Raw genomic sequence first — 22,437 nt, forward strand, 5'->3', positions numbered from 1 at the left:
GATTCCCGATCATCTGTCGGGAACCACAAAGTGGACGCGAGCCCCCACCGAGGTGGGGAAATAGTTGGTGTCAAGTCTTCGGCTTATTAGTACCGGTCAGCTCCACGGGTCGTTAGTCCCCGCTTCCACATCCGGCCTATCAACCCAGTAGTCTGCTGGGAGCCTCTCACACTCAAGGTGCATGGAAATCTCATCTCGAAGACGGCTTCCCGCTTAGATGCTTTCAGCGGTTATCCGGTCCGAACGTAGCTAATCAGCGGTGCCCTTGGCAGAACAACTGACACACCAGAGGTTCGTCCATCCCGGTCCTCTCGTACTAGGGATAGATCTTCTCAAATTTCCAACGCGCGCAGCGGATAGGGACCGAACTGTCTCACGACGTTCTAAACCCAGCTCGCGTACCGCTTTAATGGGCGAACAGCCCAACCCTTGGGACCTACTCCAGCCCCAGGATGCGACGAGCCGACATCGAGGTGCCAAACCATGCCGTCGATATGGACTCTTGGGCAAGATCAGCCTGTTATCCCCGAGGTACCTTTTATCCGTTGAGCGACAGCGCTTCCACAAGCCACTGCCGGATCACTAGTCCCGACTTTCGTCCCTGCTCGACCTGTCAGTCTCACAGTCAAGCTCCCTTGTGCACTTACACTCGCCACCTGATTGCCAACCAGGTTGAGGGAACCTTTGGGCGCCTCCGTTACTCTTTAGGAGGCAACCGCCCCAGTTAAACTACCCATCAGGCACTGTCCATGAACCCGATCAGGGTCCTACGTTAGACATCCAAAGTGACCAGAGTGGTATTTCAACAATGACTCCACGAACACTAGCGTGCCCGCTTCACAGTCTCCCACCTATCCTACACAAGCCACTCCGAACACCAATACCAAACTGTAGTAAAGGTCACGGGGTCTTTCCGTCCTGCTGCGCGTAACGAGCATCTTTACTCGTAGTGCAATTTCGCCGAGTTCACGGTTGAGACAGCTGGGAAGTCGTTACGCCATTCGTGCAGGTCGGAACTTACCCGACAAGGAATTTCGCTACCTTAGGATGGTTATAGTTACCACCGCCGTTTACTGGGGCTTAAATTCAGAGCTTCGCCCAAAGGCTAACCCCTCCTCTTAACCTTCCAGCACCGGGCAGGCGTCAGTCCGTATACATCGTCTTGCGACTTCGCACGGACCTGTGTTTTTAGTAAACAGTCGCTTCCCACTGGTCTCTGCGGCCTTCAACGCTCACGGAGTAAATCCGGTCACGCGTCCGGCCCCCCTTCTCCCGAAGTTACGGGGGCATTTTGCCGAGTTCCTTAACCATGATTATCTCGATCTCCTTGGTATTCTCTACCTGACCACCTGAGTCGGTTTCGGGTACGGGCGGCTGCAACCTCGCGTCGATGCTTTTCTCGGCAGCATAGGATCACTGATTTCCCCTCACGGGTACGCGTCGGATCTCAGGCATACAGACGACGGATTTGCCTATCGTCAGCCCTACATCCTTACACCAGGATCACCTTACGGATACCATCGCCTGGCTCAGCTACCTTCCTGCGTCACACCTGTTCATACGCTAACCGCACCAGCATGGGGTCGAGCGTTAGACCGGCCACCATCACCCCGAAGGGATCCGGTTGATCCGGGTTAGGACTCTTAGCACCACTGGATTAGCTTGGGCGGTTGTTCGCCGGTACGGGAATATCAACCCGTTGTCCATCGACTACGCCTGTCGGCCTCGCCTTAGGTCCCGACTTACCCAGGGCGGATTAACCTGGCCCTGGAACCCTTGGTCTTTCGGAGGACGGGTTTCTCACCCGTCTTTCGCTACTCATGCCTGCATTCTCACTCGTGTAGCGTCCACGGCTGGATCACTCCGCCGCTTCACTCGCCACACGACGCTCTCCTACCACTCCGCACGACTGAACCACGAAGGCTTGTCTATAGTGCGAAATCTACAACTTCGGTGGTGTGCTTGAGCCCCGTTACATTGTCGGCGCGGAATCACTTGACCAGTGAGCTATTACGCACTCTTTCAAGGGTGGCTGCTTCTAAGCCAACCTCCTGGTTGTCTGTGCAACTCCACATCCTTTCCCACTTAGCACACGCTTAGGGACCTTAGTTGGTAGTCTGGGTTGTTTCCCTCTCGACGATGAAGCTTATCCCCCACCGTCTCACTGCTGCGCTCTCACTCACCGGCATTCGGAGTTTGGCTGACGTCAGTAACCTGTTGAGGCCCATCGGCCATCCAGTAGCTCTACCTCCGGCGAGAAACACGCAACGCTGCACCTAAATGCATTTCGGAGAGAACCAGCTATCACGAAGTTTGATTGGCCTTTCACCCCTATCCACAGCTCATCCCCTCCATTTTCAACTGAAGTGGGTTCGGTCCTCCACGACGTCTTACCGTCGCTTCAACCTGGCCATGGATAGATCACTTCGCTTCGGGTCTAGGACATGCGACTGAATCGCCCTATTCAGACTCGCTTTCGCTACGGCTGCCCCACACGGGTTAACCTCGCCACATATCACTAACTCGCAGGCTCATTCTTCAAAAGGCACGCCGTCACCCCTACTAAGGAGGCTCCGACGGTTTGTAAGCAAACGGTTTCAGGTACTATTTCACTCCCCTCCCGGGGTACTTTTCACCTTTCCCTCACGGTACTTGTCCGCTATCGGTCATCTGGGAGTATTTAGGCTTATCAGGTGGTCCTGACAGATTCACACGGGATTTCTCGGGCCCCGTGCTACTTGGGATACACATCCGGCCATAACACCATTTCGTCTACGGGGCTGGCACCCACTACGGCCCGGCTTTCAAACCGGTTCGACTATGATGCGCTGTAACCGTCCCAGTCCGGCAGAACTGAGTGACGTGTCCCACAACCCCGACCATGCAACGCCCGCCGGCTATCACACATGATCGGTTTAGCCTCATCCGCTTTCGCTCGCCACTACTCACGGAATCACATGTTGTTTTCTCTTCCTGTGGGTACTGAGATGTTTCACTTCCCCACGTTCCCTCTACCCGCCCTATATATTCAGGCGGGAGTCACCAGGTCGCAAAACGCCTGGCGGGGTTTCCCCATTCGGAAATCCTCGGATCAAAGCTCGATTATCAGCTCCCCGAGGCTTATCGCAGATTTCTACGTCCTTCTTCGGCTCCAGATGCCAAGGCATCCACCGTTTGCTCTTAGAAACTTGACCACAAAGATTAAAATTGCGATCCAACGTCACAAGCCACACACGAACCGAGAAGGCCCGTGCTGCTCATCACGCGAATCTAAAGATGCTCGCGTCCACTGTGTAGTTCTCAACATACGATCGGCACCACACTCCCCCAGAGGTAACCCTCCAGCTTCATGCGGCCCAACGAAGGACCCGTAGGCCCAACCCCCACCGTGCCGTAGGTCCACACCTCCCGAATCGGAAGACGCGACCCACACCCGGTAGGAAGCCTGGTCCCTCAGGACCCAACAACGTGCACCAGCTGCTCGCTCCACCCCGACCCGTTCCAACCAGGCAAGCCCGGTGTACTGAAGATCGAGAGCATCACTCCCAACTGCACTGTCAATGTTCCACCCATGAGCTACCCGTCGGACACGTTCGGTCCGAATCGGGCGCCTGGACCAGTGAACCGGACCACCATGCGGTGACCAGCACTGACCAGATGCTCCTTAGAAAGGAGGTGATCCAGCCGCACCTTCCGGTACGGCTACCTTGTTACGACTTAGTCCTAATCACCGATCCCACCTTCGACGGCTCCTTCCACAAGGGTTAGGCCACCGGCTTCGGGTGTTACCGACTTTCATGACTTGACGGGCGGTGTGTACAAGGCCCGGGAACGTATTCACCGCAGCGTTGCTGATCTGCGATTACTAGCGACTCCGACTTCATGAGGTCGAGTTGCAGACCTCAATCCGAACTGAGACCGGCTTTTTGGGATTCGCTCCACCTTACGGTATCGCAGCCCTTTGTACCGGCCATTGTAGCATGCGTGAAGCCCAAGACATAAAGGGGCATGATGATTTGACGTCATCCCCACCTTCCTCCGAGTTGACCCCGGCAGTCTCCTATGAGTCCCCGGCATAACCCGCTGGCAACATAGAACGAGGGTTGCGCTCGTTGCGGGACTTAACCCAACATCTCACGACACGAGCTGACGACAACCATGCACCACCTGTACACCGACCACAAGGGGGCGACCATCTCTGGCCGTTTCCGGTGTATGTCAAGCCTTGGTAAGGTTCTTCGCGTTGCATCGAATTAATCCGCATGCTCCGCCGCTTGTGCGGGCCCCCGTCAATTCCTTTGAGTTTTAGCCTTGCGGCCGTACTCCCCAGGCGGGGCGCTTAATGCGTTAGCTACGACACAGAAACCGTGGAAAGGTCCCTACATCTAGCGCCCAACGTTTACGGCATGGACTACCAGGGTATCTAATCCTGTTCGCTCCCCATGCTTTCGCTCCTCAGCGTCAGTTACGGCCCAGAGATCTGCCTTCGCCATCGGTGTTCCTCCTGATATCTGCGCATTCCACCGCTACACCAGGAATTCCAATCTCCCCTACCGCACTCTAGTCTGCCCGTACCCACTGCAAGCCCGAGGTTGAGCCTCGGGATTTCACAGCAGACGCGACAAACCGCCTACGAGCTCTTTACGCCCAATAATTCCGGACAACGCTTGCACCCTACGTATTACCGCGGCTGCTGGCACGTAGTTAGCCGGTGCTTTTTCTGCAGGTACCGTCACTTTCGCTTCTTCCCTACTAAAAGAGGTTTACAACCCGAAGGCCGTCATCCCTCACGCGGCGTTGCTGCATCAGGCTTTCGCCCATTGTGCAATATTCCCCACTGCTGCCTCCCGTAGGAGTCTGGGCCGTGTCTCAGTCCCAGTGTGGCCGGTCACCCTCTCAGGCCGGCTACCCGTCGTCGCCTTGGTGAGCCATTACCTCACCAACAAGCTGATAGGCCGCGAGTCCATCCCCAACCAAAAAATCTTTCCACCACCAGACCATGCGGCCGGCGATCATATCCAGTATTAGACGTCGTTTCCAACGCTTATCCCAGAGTCAGGGGCAGGTTACTCACGTGTTACTCACCCGTTCGCCACTAATCAACCCAGCAAGCTGGGCATCATCGTTCGACTTGCATGTGTTAAGCACGCCGCCAGCGTTCGTCCTGAGCCAGGATCAAACTCTCCGTAAAAAATTACAACCAACACCGAAGTGTCAGCGAGTTGATTCTGACTGTTGACTGTCTACTGACAATCTTCAATCCAAAAGGAATTGTCTCCGACACCGAGCAAGCTCGGCGACGAGGTCAATAAATTGGCATTGACAATGTGCACGCTGTTGAGTTCTCAAGGACCAGACGCACTCCCCGCTCGACCCGTGAAGGATTCCGCCAGAGAGGCATTCGTTCTTGGTTTGACCACCGGTGTCGTCGAACCCTGAGGTACCTGTCGTACCAGCAGGTTCTGTGGCTCATCCCGTAGGAGAGAACCGGTGGAGTAGTCATCCTAGGCGTCGGAGCCGGTTGGCGCAAGGCCAGTTCCGAACTCCTGTGGAGGATGGTCCCGCTTGAGGGCCGACGTGCTCTGGGCTTTCGCTCCAGCCGCTCCGCCGCACCTTTGGGGTGACGAGAGGAAACATTACGGGCGGATCGGCCAGAGCGCCAAGCCAGGCCAGATCCCGGGCGTGTCGCATCGTGCAACACGGGCGCCGGAACGCGACGAAGCCCGGTCTCCGCAAGGGAGAACCGGGCTTCGGACGGCTGGTGGTCAGGCGGTGAGCGTCACGCCGGCGAGGGTCTTCTTGCCTCGGCGGACGACGAGCACTCCCCCGGGCAGAGCGAGATCGGCCAGCACCGCGGTCGGGTCCTCGGCTCGGGCGTTGTTCACGTAGACCCCGCCCTGGTCGATCGCACGTCGGGCTTCCCCGAGGGACTTCACCAGCTCGGTCTCGACGAGGGCCTTCGCCAGGTCGTCACCCGGGTCGAGCGACACCGACCCCGGGAGCTCGGCGATCGCGGACCGCAGGGTCTGGGCATCGAGGGCCTCGAGGTCCCCGTTGCCGAACAGCGCCGCCGACGCAGCGATCGCCGCCTGGGTGGCATCGACCCCGTGCACGAGCGAGGTGACCTCGAACGCCAGGGTCCGCTGGGCCTCTCGCCGGAAGGGCTCGTCGGCCACCGCCCGCTCGAGCCGTTCGATCTCCGCCCTGGGCAGGAACGTGAACTCGCGCAGTCGGGCGATGACGTCAGCGTCCGCGGTGTTGAGCCAGAACTGGTACAGCGCGTACGGCGACGTCATCTCGGCGTCGAGCCAGATCGCGTTGCCCTCGCTCTTGCCGAACTTGGTGCCGTCGGAGTTCGTGATCAGCGGGGTGCCGAGCGCGTGCACGGTGGCACCCTCGGCACGTCGGATCAGCTCCGTTCCCGACGTCAGGTTGCCCCACTGGTCGGAACCACCGGTCTGCAGCGTGCACCCGTACTGCAGGAAGAGCTCCCGGTAGTCGAGCCCCTGCAGGATCTGGTAGCTGAACTCCGTGTAGCTGATCCCCGCGTCCGAGTTGAGCCGTGCCGCGACGGCGTCCTTCTTGAGCATCGCGTTGACGCGGAAGTACTTGCCGATGTCCCGGAGGAAGTCGATCGCCGACAGCGGCGACGTCCAGTCGAGGTTGTTCACGAGCCGCACGCCGTTGTCGCCGTCCGGACTGAGGAACCGTGAGACCTGCTCTTGCAGGCGGCTCACCCAGTTCGACACCGTCTCGCGGGTGTTCAGCGTGCGCTCGGCAGTCGGTCGAGGATCCCCGATCAACCCCGTCGATCCCCCGACGAGCGCGAGTGGTCGGTGCCCCGCGAGCTGCAACCGCCGCATGGTCAGGAGCTGCAACAGGTTGCCGCAGTGGAGGGACGGTGCCGTGGGGTCGAACCCGCAGTAGTAGGTGATCGGCTCGCCGTCGAGGGCTGCTTGCAGGGCGGTCTCGTCGGTCGAGACCTGCACCAGACCACGCCACTGCAGCTCGTCCCACACCGAGGCGAAGGTGGGGTCGTTCTGCTGGCGCGTCAGGACGTCGGGAGCGGGATCACTGGACACCGGTCCATCGTAGCGGCGGTCACCGACGCCGTCGGGTCGACGAGGAGCCCAGCCGGGAGGCTCGGTTCGGCTTGGTCAGTCGACCGCGCCCTTGTGCCGTCGGTACGTCGAGACGGTCGGTTCACCGGGCAGCCAGAACCGCCACGGGAAGCCCCCGCCTCCGGCGAGGCCGGCGACACCCGTCCGCGGCCCCCGGTGGATCCCCGAATCGGAGGCGAGCTGGTCGAGGACCGCAGCGGGACCGTCGGCGGTGATCCGCGCCTCCAGGCCGCGAGCCAGGGCGAGCACGTACGGACCGGACCCGTCGAGGACGGACGTGCCGTCGTCGGTGCCGAGGACCGCGCCGAGCGCCGCACCGAGGTTGCCGGGGCCCCGAGCGAGCTGGACGTCCGAGACGGTCACGCCCCGTCGCCCTCGGGCGACGTCGACGCCGTCGAGCACCTCGGCGCCGCGGAGCAGTGCCCCGGAGGACGTCCCCGTGTCACCGCTGACCACGTTGACGCAGGTGTGGATGCCGTACGAGCGGTAGGCGTAGAGCGTCCCGGCCGGCCCGAACAGGTTGCGGTTGCGGTCCGTCATCCCGCGGTGCCCGTGTGAACCGGGGTCGGTGGGGCCGAAGTAGGCCTCGACCTCGGTGATGCGGAGCGTGACGCCCTTGCCGGTCAGCGTGGCACCGAGCAGAGCGGGCGCCGACATCGGAGCCGGTGCCGCGAGGACCGCGAGCGCAGCACGCGTCATCGGGTGAAGGGCGCTCCCGCCGCCAGGTCGCGGACCCGCTCCGTGAGCGTCGCGAGCTGTTCGACGACACGATCGGGCGCGGTCCCGCCGACCCCCGAGCGCGACGCGACGCTGCCCTCGATGGTGAGCACGGCCCGGACCTCGGGCGTGAGGTGCTCCGAGACGGCGGCGTACTCCTCGTCGGTCGGGTCGTCGAGCTCGATGCCGCGCTCCTCGCAGTACCGGACGAGCGCGCCCGAGACCTCGTGGGCGTCGCGGAACGGCACGCCCTGTCGGACGAGCCACTCCGCCACGTCGGTGGCGAGGGAGAAGCCCTGCGGCGCGAGCTCCGCCATCCGGTCGGTGTCGAAGGACAGTGTCGCGACCATGCCGGTGAACGCGGGCAGCAGGACCTCGAGCGTCGCGACGGAGTCGAAGACGGGCTCCTTGTCCTCTTGCAGGTCGCGGTTGTACGCCAGCGGGAGGCCCTTGAAGGTCGCGAGCAGCCCCGTGAGGTTGCCGAGGAGCCGGCCGGACTTGCCCCGAGCGAGCTCCGCGATGTCGGGGTTCTTCTTCTGCGGCATGATGCTCGACCCGGTGGAGAACGCGTCGTGGAGCCGGACGAAGCCGAACTCCTTCGTGTTCCACAGGATCACCTCTTCCGCCAGGCGCGAGACGTCGATGCCGATCTGCGCGAGGACGTAGGCGAACTCGGCGACGGTGTCCCGTGCGGCGGTGGCGTCGATCGAGTTCTCCGCGGGGCGGTCGAAGCCGAGCTCGAGGGCGATCGCCGCCGGGTCGAGACCCAGGGAACTGCCTGCGAGGGCCCCGGCACCGTACGGGCTCACACTGGCGCGGCCGGACCAGTCGCGGAGGCGTTCGAGGTCCCGCACCAGCGGCCACGCGTGGGCGAGCAGGTGATGGGCGAGGAGGACCGGTTGCGCGTGCTGCAGGTGCGTGCGCCCCGGCATGATCGCGCCCTCGTGCTCGCTCGCCTGCTGGCTGATCGCGTCGACGAGGTCGATGACCATCCGGCCGATGCGCCGCCCGTGGTCGAGCATGTGCATGCGGCCGAGCGTGGCGATCTGGTCGTTCCGGCTGCGACCCGCGCGGAGCTTGCCGCCGAGGACCGGGCCGAGGTCGGCGATGAGCAGGCGTTCGAGGGCACCGTGGACGTCCTCGTCCGCGTCGTCCGGCTGGAGGGAGCCGTCGGCGTGGGCGGCGTCGAGGCGGTCGAGCCCGGCGGTCATGGCCTCGAGCTCGTCCGCGGTCAGGTACCCCGCGGTGTGCAGGGCCCTGGCGTGCGCCCGTGAGCCGGCGAGGTCGTACGGCGCGAGCTGCCAGTCGAAGTGCGTCGACTTCGACAGGGCGGCCAGCTCAGCGCTCGGCCCGTCCGCGAACCGGGCACCCCAGAGGGCGCCGGCGTTGGTGCCGTCGGTCTTGGTGGGGTGCGTCTCCGGCCGGGAGGCTCCGCGTGCGTCCGTCATGTCGTCCTGCGTCGTGTCGTGGGTCGGTGCGGCGCGGGGCGGAGGTGCGCCGGGCCTCCCGAGCGGTCCGGACGGCGCGACCGACTGGTCGCGCCGTCCGGAGCGGGTCAGTTCGCCAGGTCGCGGCGGGCGGAGATCTTGGACGGGAGCGACCAGATCTCGATGAAGCCCTTCGACAGCGACTGGTCGAACGTGTCGCCGGTGTCGTAGGTCGCGAGGTCGAAGTCGTACAGCGACTGCTCGCTGCGGCGACCGGTGACCGTCGCGCGACCGCCGTGCAGCTGCATGCGGATGTCGCCCGAGACGTACTGCTGGGTGTCGTTGATGAAGGCGTCGAGCGAGCGCTTGAGCCCACCGAACCAGAGCCCGTCGTAGACCAGGTCGGCCCACTCGGACTCGACACCGCGCTTGTAGCGGTTCACGTCGCGCTCGAGGGTCAGGCTCTCGAGCTCCTCGTGCGCGGCGATGAGCGCCATCGCGGCCGGGGCCTCGTAGACCTCACGCGACTTGATGCCGACGAGACGGTCCTCGACGACGTCGATGCGGCCGACGCCGTGCTTGCCGGCGAGGGCGTTGAGCTCCTGCACGATGCGCAGGACGCTGAACCGCTGGCCGTCGAGCGCCACCGGGATGCCCTGCTCGAACGTGATCGTGACCTCGTCGGCGTCGCGAGCGATCGCCGGGTCCTGCGTGTAGGCGTAGAGGTCCTCGATCGGGGCGTTCCACGGGTCCTCGAGGAACCCGGTCTCCACCGCGCGACCCCAGACGTTCTGGTCGATCGAGTACGGCGACTTCTTGCTCTGGAGGATCGGCAGGTCGTGCTCCTGCGCGTAGATGATCGCCTTGTCGCGGGTGAGCGCGAGGTCGCGGACCGGGGCGACGCTCGTCAGGTCGGGGGCGATCGCGGCGACGGCGGCCTCGAAGCGGACCTGGTCGTTGCCCTTGCCGGTGCAGCCGTGCGCGACGCTGTCGGCGCCGAGCTGCTTGGCGGTGAGGGCCAGGTGCTTCGCGATGAGCGGGCGGCTCAGCGCGGAGACCAGGGGGTAGCGCTTCTGGTAGAGCGCGTTCGCCTTGAGGGCGGGCACGAGGTAGTCGTCGGCGAACTCGTCCTTCGCGTCGATGACCACCGACTCCACCGCGCCGCAGTCGAGCGCGCGCTGCCGGATGGCCTCCATGTCCTCGCCACCCTGGCCGACGTCCACCGCCAGCGCGACGACCTCTTTGCCGGTGGCGTCCTTGAGCCAGCCGATGCCGACGGAGGTGTCGAGTCCTCCGGAGTACGCCAGTACGACGCGGTCTGCCATGTGATGTCTCCTAGGGGTGTTGGGGGGTCAGTTGTCCGCGGCGGTGGCCGCGCTCGCGGTGTTCGCGGCGGTGGCCGCGCTCGCGGTGGCCGCGCTCGCGGTGGCCGCGCTCGCGGTGTTGGCGGCGAGGAGCCAGGCGAGCAGGGCCTTCTGGGCGTGGAGACGGTTCTCCGCCTCGTCCCAGATGATGCTGCGCGGGCCGTCGATCACGTCGGCGGTCACCTCGTAGCCGCGGTCGGCCGGCAGGCAGTGCATGAACACGGCGTCGTCGGCGGCGTGGGCCATCATCGCGTCGTCGACGCGGTAGTCCGCGAAGGTGTCGAGGCGCTGCTGCTTCTCGTCCTCCTTGCCCATCGAGACCCACGTGTCGGTGACGACCACGTCGGCGCCGGCGACCGCGGCGACCGGGTCGGTCACGACGAGCACCGAACCGCCGGTCTCGGCGGCGCGCTGCTCGGCGTCCGTGACCACCTGCGGGGTGGGCGAGAACGCGCTCGGGGAGCCGACGCGCACGTGCATGCCAGCCGTCGCGCAGGCCAGCAGGTACGAGTGCGCCATGTTGCTCGCACCGTCGCCGACGAACGCGATGGTCTGTCCGGCGAGGGCGCCGCGGTGCTCGCGGATGGTGAGCAGGTCCGCGAGGAGCTGGCACGGGTGGAAGTCGTCGGAGAGCGCGTTCACGACGGGCACGGACGTGCTCGCGGCCATCTCCTCGAGCCCGGCCTGGCCGTAGGTGCGCCACACGATCGCGGACACCATGCGCTCCAGCACCCGGGCGGTGTCGGACGGGGTCTCCTTGCCGCCGAGCTGGCTGTTGGCGGTCGAGATGATGAGCGGGCTGCCGCCGAGGTCGCTGATGCCGACGTGGAAGGACACCCGCGTGCGGGTCGACGACTTGTCGAAGATCACGGCGACGCTCTGCGGGCCGGCGAGGGGCTTCGCGCCCCAGCGGTCACGCTTCATCTCGACGGCGAGGTCGAGGATCGCGGACTGCTCGGCCTGGGTCAGGTCGTCGTCGCGGAGGAAGTGGCGGGTCATGCGGGGGTCTCCTGGTGGGCGCCCTCGACGGACGCCATGCTCTGGGCGAGGATCGCGAGGAACTCGTCGATCTCGGCGTCGGTGACGATGAGCGGCGGCGCGATGCGCAGGCTCGACTCGTTCGGGGCGTTGACGATGAGGCCGCGTTCGAGCGCGGCCGCGGCGATCGCGGCTGCGACGGGCAGGTGCAGCCCGACGCCGATGAGGAGCCCGGTCCCCCGGACCTCTTCCACGAGCGGCGAGTGGAGCGCACTGATGCCACTGCGGATCCGCTCGCCCTTGGTGACGGCCCCCTCGACGAGCCCGGCGGACTCGATCTCGGTGAGCACGGCGTTCGCGACGCGGGTGCCGAGCGGGTTGCCGCCGAAGGTCGAGCCGTGCTGGCCCGCGGAGAACAGGTCGGACGCCCACCCGAAGGTCACGAGCGCACCGATCGGGAAGCCACCGGCGATGCCCTTGGCGACCGTGATGGCGTCCGGGACGATGCCGTACTGCTGGAAGGCGAACCACGAACCGGTCCGACCGACGCCGGTCTGGATCTCGTCGAGGACGAGGAGCGCACCGTGCTGCTCGGTCAGGCGCCGGGCGGCGGCGAGGAAGCCCTCGGGCAGGTCGACCACGCCGGCCTCGCCCTTGATCGGCTCGATGAACAGCGCCGCGACGGTGTCGTCGATCGCGTGCTCGAGTGCGTCGATCGAGGTGTCGATGTGCTCGACGCCCGGGATCATCGGCAGGAAGTCCTCCTGCAGCGCGGGCTTGCCGGTGAGCGCGAGCGACCCCATCGTGCGGCCGTGGAAGGCCTGCTTCAGCGCGAGGATGCGGGTCTTCCGGCCGTCGGCACCGCGGTTCAGGCGCGCGAGCTTGAAGGCGGCCTCGTTCGCTTCTGCTCCGGAGTTGCCGAAGTACACGCGGCCGGCGTCACCGGCACCGGAGATGCGCTTGAGGCGTTCGGCGAGCTCGAGCTGGGGCGGGGTCGCGAAGTAGTTCGAGACGTGCACGAGCTTCGCTGCCTGGTCGCTGATGGCCTCGACCAGGGCCGGGTGGGCGTGGCCGAGGGAGTTCACGGCGATGCCGGCGAGGAAGTCGAGGTACTCGTTGCCGTCCACGTCCCAGACACGGCAGCCCTGACCGCGCTCGAGCATGATCTTCGGCGGGGTCAGGGATCGCATGAGCGACGCCCCGAACCGGTCGTTCCAGGTCTCGGTCTGCGTCTCGGTGCTCACCGTGCGGTTCCCTTCGTCTGCGTGGTGTCGTGGGTCACTGCCGGACCGCGTCGGCCGATCTCGGCGTGCGTGTTCTGGTTCTCGGTGCGCCTGCTCGGGTCCGGGATGACCTCGGTGCCCGCGCCGCGCAGGGTGAAGACCTCGAGCAGGATCGAGTGCGGGATGCGGCCGTCGATGATCGTCGCGCCGCCGACCCCACCGACCACGGCGTCGAGGCACGCGGTCATCTTCGGGATCATCCCCGACTCGAGCGAGGGCAGGAGCTCGCGGAGTTCCTCGACCGCGATGAGGTCGATGAGCGAGTCGCGGTCGGGCCAGTTGCGGTACAGCCCGGGGACGTCAGTCAGCATCAGCAGCTTCGACGCGCCCAGGGCGATCGCGAGTGCGGCTGCCGCGGCGTCGGCGTTCACGTTCAGCGCCTGGTCGTGGTCGGCGTCGTCGATCGCGATGCTCGACACGACCGGGATCTGGTTCGCCCGGATGGCCGCGAGGACACCGGACGGGTCGACGTGCGTGATGTCACCGACGTGGCCGAGGTCGAAGTGCTCGCCGTCGACGACCACGCCCTTCTGCTCGCCGGTGAACAGCGAGCCGCCGTCACCGAACACGCCGACACCGATGCCGTCGCCGTGCTCGTTCATCAGGTCGACGATCTCGCGGTTGACCTCGCCGGCCAGGACGTCGCGGACGACCGTGATCGCCTCGGTCGTGGTGACGCGGTAGCCACCGCGGAACTCGGACTCGATGCCCTGTTCCTTCAGCGCGGCGGAGATCTGCGGACCGCCGCCGTGCACCACGACGGGATGCAGGCCCGCGTAGCGGAGGTAGACCATGTCCTCGGCGAAGGCCCGCTTGAGGTCGTCGTTGACCATGGCGTTGCCGCCGAACTTGACGACGACGATCTTGCCGGAGAAGCGCTTCAGCCAGGGCAGGGACTCGATGAGCGTCGCGGCCTTGACGGCGGCGAGCTCGTGCTCGTGCTGCTTGGTCTGGGTGTCGTCGGCCATCAGCTGGAGTACGCGCTGTTCTCGTGGACGTAGTCGTGCGTCAGGTCGTTCGTCAGGATGGTCGCCGAGTACGGCCCCACCCCGAGGTCGATGAGCACGTCGGTGTCGCGCGGGGTGAGGTCGACCTCGTCGATCGGACGGTCGGGTGCACCCGCGTGGCACACCCGCACGCCGTTCATCGAGACGTCCACCGCGTAGGGGTCGAACTCGGCGTCGGTCGTGCCGATCGCCGCGAGCACCCGGCCCCAGTTGGGGTCGTTGCCGAACACGGCCGCCTTGAACAGGTTGTTCCGGGCGACGCTGCGGCCGACCGTGACGGCGTCGTCCTCGGTCGCGGCGTTCACGACGTGGATCGCGATGTCGTGGCTGGCGCCCTCGGCGTCCTGCTGCAGCTGGCGGGCCAGGTCGGCGCAGACGACGGTGAGGGCCTCCTGGAAGTCGCCGACCTCCGGCGTCACGCCGGACGCACCGGAGGACATCAGCACCACGGTGTCGTTCGTCGACATGCAGCCGTCGGAGTCGACGCGGTCGAAGGTGACCCGGGTGGCTGCCCGGAGGGCCTGGTCGAGCTCGTCGGAGGTGAGGAGCGCGTCGGTCGTGATCACGACGAGCATCGTCGCGAGCCCCGGCGCGAGCATGCCCGCGCCCTTGGCCATGCCGCCGACGGTCCAGCCGTCCTCGGTCACCACCGACTGCTTGGCCCGGGTGTCCGTCGTCATGATCGCGGCGGCCGCGTCCGGGCCGCCGGTCTCGGACAGCGCGTCGGTGGTGAGTGCGACGCCGTGCAGGACGTGGTCGCGGAACGTCTGGTCACCGCGGCCGATGAGACCGGTCGAACAGACGACGACGTCCCCGGCACCGATGCCGAGCGCGTCACCCACGGCCTCGGCCGTCATGTGGGTCGTCTGGAACCCGAACGCGCCGGTGAAGCAGTTCGCGCCGCCCGAGTTCAGGAAGACCGCCCGTGCCACCCCGTCGCCGACGACCTGGCGCGACCAGATGACGGGGTGCGCCTGGGCGCGGTTGCTGGTGAAGACGGCGGCGACCGCGGACTCGGGGCCGTCGTTCACGACGAGGGCCACGTCGGGCGTGCCGCTCGCCTTCAGCCCGGCGGTGGCGCCGGCGGCACGGAAGCCCGCTGCTGCGGTGACGCCCTGGCCGTCGGTCGGGGCCTGGAGGCTCGGTGCGGCCTGGTCCTGCTGGTTCGCTTCGGTCACGGTGCGACTCCGTCCACGCTGAGGCCGAGGGTCTCCGGCAGTCCGAGTGCGATGTTCGCCGACTGGACGGCTGCACCGCCGGTGCCCTTGGCGAGGTTGTCGAGCGCCGTCACCGCGACGACGCGTCCGGCCGCTTCGTCGACGGTCACGCCGATGAGCGCCGTGTTCGCGCCGATTGTGTCCGCGACCCGGGGGAACTGGCCCTCTGGCAAGAGGTGCACGAAGGGCTCGTCCGCGTAGGCCTGCTCCCAGGCGAGGCGGACGTCTCGAGCGCTGACGCCCGGCGCGAGCTTGGCGGTGGTGGTCGCGAGGATGCCACGCGACATCGGCACGAGGACCGGGGTGAAGGAGATCGTGACGTCCGGAGCGCCCGCGACCCGCAGGTTCTGCTGGATCTCCGGGACGTGCCGGTGCTTCCCACCGACGGCGTAGGCGCTGGCGGAGCCCATGATCTCGGCCGCCAGGTAGGTCGGCTCGAGCTTCTTGCCGGCACCGGACGGCCCGACGCTGAGCACCGCGACGATGTCGTCGCCGTGCACGAGCCCGGCCTGGATGCCCGGCTGGATGCCGAGCGTGATCGCCGTCACGTTGCACCCGGGGACCGCGATGCGCTTGGTCGACGCGAGTTCGGTCCGCTGCCGGCTCTGCGCGACGATGTCGTCGACGTCGCGCCACTCGTCCGCCGAACCCGGGGTCGGTGCCGCGTGCAGGAGCTCGGGCAGCCCGTAGGTCCACGCCCCGTGGTACTCGCCACCGTAGAAGGTGTCCCACGCTGCCGGGTCCGTCAGCCGGTGGTCGGCGCCGCAGTCCACCACGAGGGTGTCGGCGTCGAGCTCGGCCGTGATGGCTCCGGACTGCCCGTGCGGCAGCGCCAGGAAGACGACGTCGTGTCCACGCAGCGTCTCGGCCGTCGTCTCGACCAGGGTCAGGTGCGACAGCGACCGGAGGTGCGGCTGCGTCGCGACGAGCGGCTGCCCGGCGTTCGAGAACGCGGTGACCGTCCTGACGTCGAACTCGGGATGGGCGGAGAGGATGCGCAGCAGCTCACCACCCGCGTAGCCACTGGCTCCCGCCACGGCGACGGATACGGACATGGGATTCCACCTTCGGTCGGACTGTTCGTCGAGGATCTGAGGCGGCGGCCCCGGGCGGTGCTGGTCCCAGTGGGATCAGTCGCGCAGGGTCGCCCCGAATCGCTCGCCGGCACGTCGGACGGCGCCGTCACGGGCCACGGAGGCCTCGGCAGCGGTCAGGGTGCGGTCCGTGGCGCGGAAGCGCAGCGCGAACGTCAGGGACTTCTGTCCCTCGTCCACGCCGGAGCCCCGGTAGTCATCCACGAGGCGAGCATACTCCAACAGCTCTCCCGCGCCAGCGCGGACGACCTCGAGCACCGCACCCGCCGGGACGTCGACGCCGACCACCAGGGAGAGGTCCTGCGTCGCCGCCGGGTAGGACACGATCGGCGCCACGTGCACGGCGTCCGGGACCGCGGCGACCACCGCGTCGAGGTCGATCTCCACGACGGCGACGACCCGCGGCAGGTCCGCGGCGTCCGTCAGCTCGGGCAGCAGTTCCCCCGCGACGCCGACCACGGTGTCGCCGACCAGGAGCGACGCGGCGCGTCCGGGGTGCAGCGACGGGTGGGTGGTCTGCGCGACGGTGAGCTCGACGCCGGCGGCCCAGGCCACGGTCCGGGCGACGTCGAGCGCGTCCGCGATGCCGAAGGGCTGCGGGAGCACGCCGGGCTGCTTCACGAGGCGGTTGCCCGTCAGGAGCGCCGACACGTGGAACGGCTGCGCCGGCAGCGCCGCGTCGAGCGCGAGGAGCGTCTCGGCGCCGGGGTGCTCGGCGCCGACGGGGACCTCGGTGGTCCCGAGTTCGGCGTCGGCCACGGGCAGGAACACCCGCGAGGTCTCGTACACGGCCAGGTCGACCAGACCGCGGGAGACGTTGCGGCGGGCGACGTCGACGAGCGCGGGCAGCCCGCTGCGCCGGAGGAGGTCCTGCTCGCTGTCGAGCGCGTTCGCGAGCACGACGCTCGGGCCGCCCTCGGCGTCGATGCCCGGGTACGCCGCAGCGGTCGCCGCCGACACGAACGGCGCCGTGACGACCTCGGTCAGTCCGTCGGCCGCTAGGGCTGCTGCCACGCGCCGGAGTGCCCGCTGGTGCACGGTTAGGCCCCGGCCGGGCGGTGCGACGGGCAGGACGCTCGGGATCCGGTCGTACCCGACGATGCGGGCCACTTCCTCGACCAGGGTGGTGTCGTCGGTCAGGTCGGGGCGCCAGGTGGGCGGCGTGACTGCGAGCTGCTCGCCGTCGACGTCCACCGTCGCACCGAGGGCGCGCAGGGTGTCGATGACCTCGGCGTCGGAGTACTCGACGCCGATCAGCTCGGTCGGACGGGACACGCGCATCGCCACGACGGGGCGCGGGGTGGTGTCCACCAGCGTCGACCCGAGGGTGTCGCCCTTGCCGCCGGCGAGCTCGACGAGGAGCTCCACCGCACGGTTGGCCGCGGCCTCGGCCACGAGCGGGTCCACGCCGCGCTCGAAGCGACGGGAGGCCTCGCTCGGGAGCTTGTGGCGGCGGGCAGTGCGGGCGATGGAGACCTGGTCGAAGCCGGCGGCCTCGATCAGGACGTCCGAGGTGCTCGGGGAGATCTCGGTGCGGGCACCGCCCATCACGCCGGCGAGCCCGACGGGGCCCTCGTCATCGGTGATGACGAGGTCCTCGGGGTGGAGCTTCCGGGTGACGTCGTCGAGCGTCGTCAGGTTCTCCCCCGGGGCCGCGCGACGGACGCCGAGTCCGCCCCGCACGGTGGCGAGGTCGTACCCGTGCAGGGGCTGCCCGAGCTCGAACATGACGTAGTTCGTGATGTCGACCGGCAGCGAGATCGAGCGGACGCCGACCAGTGACAGGCGGGACACCATCCACGCCGGTGTCGGCAGCGAGGCGTCGATGCCGCGGACGACCCGCGTCACGAAGGTGGACGAACCCACGCGGCCGCGGATCGGTGCCCCGTCGTCGATGGTCACGGAGAACGCGTCGCCGGACCGGGGAGCGACACGGTCGACCGGGTCGTGGAACGAGGCGCCGGTGGCGTGGGCGTACTCGCGGGCGACGCCGCGCATGCTCAGCGCGTAGCCGCGGTCCGGGGTGACGTTGATCTCGACCGCGGCGTCGTCGAGGCCGAGGAGCGCGATGGCGTCCTGGCCGACGGTGGGCTCCATGCCGAGGTCGGCGAAGCGGAGGATGCCGTCGTGCTCGTCCCCGAGCCCGAGCTCGCGTGCCGAGGCGATCATGCCGTCCGACACGTGCCCGTAGGTCTTGCGCGCGGCGATCGGGAACGGTCCGGGCAGCACGGCGCCGGGCAACGTCACCACGACGAGGTCGCCGACGTCGAAGTTGTGCGCGCCGCAGACGATGCCGCGGGGCTCGGACTCGCCGACGTCCACCTGGCACCAGTTGATCGTCTTGCCGTTCTTCTGCGGCTCCGGGACGCGCTCGAGCACCCGACCGACCACGACGGGTCCGGTCAGGTCGTTGGCGTGGACCGCTTCTTCCTCGAAGCCGACCGACACGAGCGCCGCGTGGACGTGCTCGAGGCTGACGTCGTCGGGCAGGTCGACCGACTCACCGAGCCAGCGGAGTGGGACGCGCATCAGACCACCGTTCCGAACTGCTGCGAGAAGCGGATGTCGCCCTCGAGGAAGTCACGCATGTCGTTCAGGCCGTTGCGGAACTGGAGCGTCCGCTCGATGCCCATGCCGAACGCGAAGCCCTGGTACTCGTCGGGGTCGATGCCGGCCGACCGCAGGACGTTCTGGTTCACCATGCCGCACCCGCCCCACTCGACCCAGCGCGCGCCGCCCTTGGCGTTCGGCTGCCAGACGTCCATCTCGGCGGAGGGCTCGGTGAACGGGAAGTAGTTCGGGCGCAGCCGGATCTGGGCTTCGTCGCCGAACATCTGCCGGGCGAAGTGCTCCAGGGTGCCGCGCAGGTGCGCCATCGTCAGGCCCTTGTCGATCGCGATGCCCTCGACCTGGGTGAAGACCGGCAGGTGCGTGGCGTCGAGCTCGTCGGCGCGGTAGACCCGGCCGGGCGCGATGACGTAGAGGGGCAGCTCCCGCGACAGCAGCGACCGGATCTGCACCGGCGACGTGTGCGTGCGCATGACCAGGTGGCGCTCGACCGGCTCGACGAAGACGGTGTCCGCCATCGCCCGCGCGGGGTGGTCCTGGTCGAAGTTCAGCGCGTCGAAGTTGAACCACTCGTGCTCGAGCTCGGGGCCTTCCGCCACTTCCCACCCCATGCCGACGAAGATGTCGGCGACGGTCTCGTTCAACAGCGAGAGCGGGTGCCGGGAGCCCGGGGTGCGGGTGGACGGCAGCGCGGTGACGTCGACGCGCTCGGCGTCGAGGCGTGCGCGCTCCTCGGCCTCGGCGAGCACGGACTCCTGCTCGGCGACCGCACCGTTGACCCGACCGCGGGCCTGCCCGACGAGCTTGCCCGCCTGGGCCTTCTGCTCCGGCGGCACACTGCGCATCGACGCGTTCATGCGCGCGAGCGTCGACTGCTCGCCGGTGTGCTCCGCCCTGGCCTGCTTGAGCTCGGCGACCGTCGTGGCGGCACGGACTGCGGCGAGGGCCGCGTCGACCGCGTCGGCGACGGCCGATTCGCTGATCTCGAGAGGTTCTGACACAGCACCAGAGCCTACCGGCCCCTGGGATACCGCCGTTCTGTACCGAACGGACTGTGGAGGAGTCCGGACAAGCGCCGCCTGTGGAGGGAGGAGTCAGACCGAACGCTGGGCGAACGCGGACTCGTACAGGCACACCGACGCAGCCGTCGCCAGGTTCATCGACTCGGCGCGGCCGTAGATCGGCACCTTCACGGCACGGTCGACCATGGCGAGGTCCTCGGACGTGAGCCCGCGGGCCTCGTTCCCGAAGACCCAGACGGTCGGGCCGTCGAGCAGCCCCGCGGCGCGGACGTCAGGCAGGTCGTCACCGGACACGTCCGCCGCGAGCACCGTGTACCCGAGCGACTTCGCGCGCTCGATCGTGTCCGCCAGCCCGACGCCGACCGACACCGGGACGTGGAACAGCGAGCCCGTGGTCGAGCGGACGACCTTGGGGTTGTACGGGTCGACGCTGCGTCCGGTCAGGACCACCGCGTCGGCACCCGCCGAGTCGGCGGCGCGGATGATCGTGCCGGCGTTGCCCGGGTCACGGACCTCCTCGAGGATCGCGACCAGTCCCGGGAGCGCACCCTCCGAGGCGGACGCGTCGGGGGCCTCCTGGCTGGCGCGGTCGGGGAAGACCTGCCGCACCGACGTCGGGAACTGCTCGCAGACCGCGACGACGCCCTGCGGGGTGACCGTGTCGGCCATCGCGTCGAGGACCTGTTCGGTCACGAACCAGGTGTCGACCTGGGTGTCGGCGAGCCCGTAGCGCTCGGCGGCGGTCGGCGTCACGTAGAGCTCGCGGAGGAGCTCCGGCCGGTACTCGAGGGCCTCGCGGACGGCCTGGGGACCCTCCAGCAGGAACAGCCCCGTCTCGGCGCGCACGTCCTTCTTCGTCAGCGCGGCGACGGCCTTGACGCGTCCGGCACGGGGGTTCTCCAGGAGATCAGTCACGGACACAGTCTCGCAGGCGCCCGGTCCGCCGGATGCACGACGCCCCCGTTCCGCGGACGGAACGGGGGCGTCGTCGGCCCTGACGGGCACGGGAGCTGCTGTCGCAGTGCTGCTGACTACGCTGCGGCCTTGGGGGCCGAGGTGTCGGCCGGGAGGGCCTTCTTGGCCGACTCGACGAGCGCGGCGAAGGTCTCCGGGTTGTTCACGGCGAGGTCCGCGAGGATGCGACGGTCGACCTCGATGCCGGCCAGGGCGAGGCCCTGGATGAGGCGGTTGTAGGTCAGGCCGTTCGCGCGGGACGCAGCGTTGATGCGCTGGATCCAGAGGCGACGGAACTCGCCCTTCTTCGCGTGACGGTCACGGTACGCGTAGACGAGGGAGTGGGTGACCTGCTCCTTGGCCTTGCGGTACAGGCGCGAACGCTGGCCGCGGTAGCCCTCGGCGCGTTCGAGGATGACGCGGCGCTTCTTGGCGGCGTTGACCGCTCTCTTGACTCTTGCCATTGGTCTGTTCCTTTACGATCCGGGGCGGCTCAGTGGCCGAGGAGCTTCTTGACGTTCTTGGCGTCGGCCTTCGAGAGGACCTGGTCCTCGTTCAGGCGCGCCTTGCGCTTGGAGGACTTGACCTCGAGGTTGTGACGCATACCGGCCTGCTGCTTCATGATCTTGCCGGTACCGGTGACCTTGAAGCGCTTCTTCGACCCGGAGTGGGTCTTCTGCTTGGGCATGGTGGTGCCTTTCCGTGGGATGGATGGGGGACCGCGTTCGTTGCGGGGTCGGTCTGGGGGGACCTATTCAGTCGTGGACTCGGCCTGGGCCGTCTCCTGCGACGCAGCCGGGGCTTCGTCGTCCGACTTGGTCTTCGTGGCGTGCTCCGTCGCGCGGCGCTCGGCCTTCTCGGCTGCACGCTTGGCGTTCTGCTCGCCCTTGACGTCGGACTTGTTCTTGAGCGGCGCGATGATCATCGTCATGTTGCGGCCGTCCTGCGTGGGCCGCGACTCGACGACGCCGAACTCGGCGATCTCCTCGGCGAACTTGTGCAGCAGTCGGACACCCTGCTCCGGACGCGACTGCTCGCGGCCACGGAAGAGGATCATCGCCTTCACCTTGTCGCCACCGAGGAGGAAGCCCTCGGCGCGCTTGCGCTTCGTCTCGTAGTCGTGCACGTCGATCTTCAGGCGGAAGCGGACCTCTTTCAGGTCGGTGTTGACCTGGTTGCGGCGGGCTTCCTTGGCCTTCTGAGCGGCTTCGTACTTGAACTTGCCGTAGTCCATGATCTTGGCCACGGGCGGCTTCGAGTTCGGCGCGACCTCGACCAGATCCAGCTCGGCATCCTGCGCGAGGCGCAGTGCAACGGCGATGGGGACAACGCCGACCTGCTCGCCCTGGGGTCCGACGAGGCGGACTTCGGGGACGCGGATTCGGTCGTTGGTACGGGGATCGGTGATGCGGAGCTCCTTCAATCTGGTGGTGGCCGTCCAAGACATTCGCCTGGACGACGGCACGAGAGAGGAGATCTGACGCACGGGTACACGACCCGTTCGGCAGCCGCCCGACTCCGGATCAGTGATCCGGACTGCCGGTGCCCGTGCAGTGGCTGCATGGACTCCGGTGGAGCGGTGGTGACCCGGTAGCCTGGTGGTTCGTGGCCGCGGGTGGGAGTGACTCCTCTTCGTGATGCGATCTGCAGGTCCGGTTCGTTCGAGAACGCACCGGGCACGCGGA

Annotated in this window: 15 protein-coding genes and 2 rRNA genes; all 17 read right to left on the reverse strand. The window is 67.1% G+C overall.

What is annotated here, in order from left to right; translation table 11 throughout:
* Positions 1–66: 66 nt before the first annotated feature.
* A 23S ribosomal RNA gene (locus OVA28_RS01280) occupies positions 67–3,194 on the reverse strand.
* Positions 3,195–3,668: 474 nt separating this feature from the next.
* Positions 3,669–5,191, reverse strand: a 16S ribosomal RNA gene (locus tag OVA28_RS01285).
* Together the 16S and 23S rRNA genes form the textbook arrangement of a ribosomal RNA operon.
* Positions 5,192–5,765: 574 nt before the next feature.
* Positions 5,766–7,082, reverse strand: a complete 1,317-nt coding sequence (gene tyrS / locus OVA28_RS01290; protein ID WP_268095476.1) for a tyrosine--tRNA ligase — start codon at positions 7,080–7,082, stop codon at positions 5,766–5,768.
* A gap of 75 nt (positions 7,083–7,157) precedes the next feature.
* Complete coding sequence (locus OVA28_RS01295; protein WP_268095478.1) at positions 7,158–7,820, reverse strand: DNA-3-methyladenine glycosylase; 663 nt, start codon at positions 7,818–7,820, stop codon at positions 7,158–7,160.
* The gene (gene argH, locus OVA28_RS01300) at positions 7,817–9,286 is read right to left on the reverse strand and encodes an argininosuccinate lyase (protein WP_268095479.1); all 1,470 of its coding nucleotides are present in this window, start codon (positions 9,284–9,286) and stop codon (positions 7,817–7,819) included. The genes OVA28_RS01295 and argH overlap by 4 nt, the downstream gene beginning before the upstream one ends.
* Before the next feature lie 107 nt (positions 9,287–9,393).
* On the reverse strand, positions 9,394–10,590 hold the full coding sequence (locus tag OVA28_RS01305) for an argininosuccinate synthase (RefSeq protein WP_071273098.1): 1,197 nt from the start codon (positions 10,588–10,590) through the stop codon (positions 9,394–9,396).
* 27 nt (positions 10,591–10,617) lie between these two features.
* Positions 10,618–11,628: an ornithine carbamoyltransferase gene (argF, locus tag OVA28_RS01310; protein ID WP_268095481.1), complete on the reverse strand. Its 1,011-nt coding sequence runs from the start codon at positions 11,626–11,628 to the stop codon at positions 10,618–10,620.
* The gene (locus OVA28_RS01315) at positions 11,625–12,851 is read right to left on the reverse strand and encodes an acetylornithine transaminase (protein ID WP_194663290.1); all 1,227 of its coding nucleotides are present in this window, start codon (positions 12,849–12,851) and stop codon (positions 11,625–11,627) included. The genes argF and OVA28_RS01315 overlap by 4 nt, the downstream gene beginning before the upstream one ends.
* Positions 12,848–13,858 carry an acetylglutamate kinase gene (argB, locus tag OVA28_RS01320; RefSeq protein ID WP_194663292.1) on the reverse strand — a complete coding sequence of 337 codons (1,011 nt, stop codon included), beginning with the start codon at positions 13,856–13,858 and terminating at the stop codon, positions 12,848–12,850. Before argB ends, OVA28_RS01315 begins: the two co-directional genes overlap by 4 nt.
* The gene (gene argJ / locus OVA28_RS01325; RefSeq protein ID WP_442780816.1) at positions 13,858–14,964 is read right to left on the reverse strand and encodes a bifunctional glutamate N-acetyltransferase/amino-acid acetyltransferase ArgJ; all 1,107 of its coding nucleotides are present in this window, start codon (positions 14,962–14,964) and stop codon (positions 13,858–13,860) included. Before argJ ends, argB begins: the two co-directional genes overlap by 1 nt.
* 107 nt (positions 14,965–15,071) lie before the next feature.
* On the reverse strand, positions 15,072–16,169 hold the full coding sequence (locus OVA28_RS01330; RefSeq protein WP_268095483.1) for an N-acetyl-gamma-glutamyl-phosphate reductase: 1,098 nt from the start codon (positions 16,167–16,169) through the stop codon (positions 15,072–15,074).
* Positions 16,170–16,244: 75 nt separating this feature from the next.
* Complete coding sequence (pheT, locus tag OVA28_RS01335) at positions 16,245–18,737, reverse strand: phenylalanine--tRNA ligase subunit beta (RefSeq protein WP_268095484.1); 2,493 nt, start codon at positions 18,735–18,737, stop codon at positions 16,245–16,247.
* Positions 18,737–19,777: a phenylalanine--tRNA ligase subunit alpha gene (gene pheS / locus OVA28_RS01340; protein WP_194630587.1), complete on the reverse strand. Its 1,041-nt coding sequence runs from the start codon at positions 19,775–19,777 to the stop codon at positions 18,737–18,739. The genes pheT and pheS overlap by 1 nt, the downstream gene beginning before the upstream one ends.
* 93 nt (positions 19,778–19,870) lie before the next feature.
* Entirely contained in the window at positions 19,871–20,713 is an 843-nt protein-coding gene (locus OVA28_RS01345; protein WP_268095485.1) for a TrmH family RNA methyltransferase, read from the reverse strand.
* Between the two features lie 116 nt (positions 20,714–20,829).
* Positions 20,830–21,216: a 50S ribosomal protein L20 gene (rplT, locus tag OVA28_RS01350; RefSeq protein ID WP_194663302.1), complete on the reverse strand. Its 387-nt coding sequence runs from the start codon at positions 21,214–21,216 to the stop codon at positions 20,830–20,832.
* A gap of 29 nt (positions 21,217–21,245) precedes the next feature.
* Positions 21,246–21,440 carry a 50S ribosomal protein L35 gene (gene rpmI / locus OVA28_RS01355; RefSeq protein ID WP_071273122.1) on the reverse strand — a complete coding sequence of 65 codons (195 nt, stop codon included), beginning with the start codon at positions 21,438–21,440 and terminating at the stop codon, positions 21,246–21,248.
* Positions 21,441–21,503: 63 nt separating this feature from the next.
* Positions 21,504–22,199 (reverse strand): translation initiation factor IF-3, encoded by a 696-nt coding sequence (gene infC / locus OVA28_RS01360; RefSeq protein WP_268095486.1) that lies wholly within the window; start codon positions 22,197–22,199, stop codon positions 21,504–21,506.
* Positions 22,200–22,437: the final 238 nt, after the last annotated feature.

It is taken from the genome of Curtobacterium sp. SL109, assembly GCF_026672405.1.
Lineage (GTDB): Bacteria > Actinomycetota > Actinomycetes > Actinomycetales > Microbacteriaceae > Curtobacterium.

Bases quoted from the DNA above. Each gene is read 5' to 3' on its own strand.
- rpmI (WP_071273122.1), bottom strand. From the start codon at position 21,440: ATGCCCAAGCAGAAGACCCACTCCGGGTCGAAGAAGCGCTTCAAGGTC.
- argH (WP_268095479.1), bottom strand. From the start codon at position 9,286: ATGACGGACGCACGCGGAGCCTCCCGGCCGGAGACGCACCCCACCAAG.
- pheT (WP_268095484.1), bottom strand. From the start codon at position 18,737: ATGCGCGTCCCACTCCGCTGGCTCGGTGAGTCGGTCGACCTGCCCGAC.
- rplT (WP_194663302.1), bottom strand. From the start codon at position 21,216: ATGGCAAGAGTCAAGAGAGCGGTCAACGCCGCCAAGAAGCGCCGCGTC.
- infC (WP_268095486.1), bottom strand. From the start codon at position 22,199: ATGTCTTGGACGGCCACCACCAGATTGAAGGAGCTCCGCATCACCGAT.
- argF (WP_268095481.1), bottom strand. From the start codon at position 11,628: ATGACCCGCCACTTCCTCCGCGACGACGACCTGACCCAGGCCGAGCAG.
- argB (WP_194663292.1), bottom strand. From the start codon at position 13,858: ATGGCCGACGACACCCAGACCAAGCAGCACGAGCACGAGCTCGCCGCC.
- OVA28_RS01295 (WP_268095478.1), bottom strand. From the start codon at position 7,820: ATGACGCGTGCTGCGCTCGCGGTCCTCGCGGCACCGGCTCCGATGTCG.
- OVA28_RS01305 (WP_071273098.1), bottom strand. From the start codon at position 10,590: ATGGCAGACCGCGTCGTACTGGCGTACTCCGGAGGACTCGACACCTCC.
- OVA28_RS01330 (WP_268095483.1), bottom strand. From the start codon at position 16,169: ATGTCCGTATCCGTCGCCGTGGCGGGAGCCAGTGGCTACGCGGGTGGT.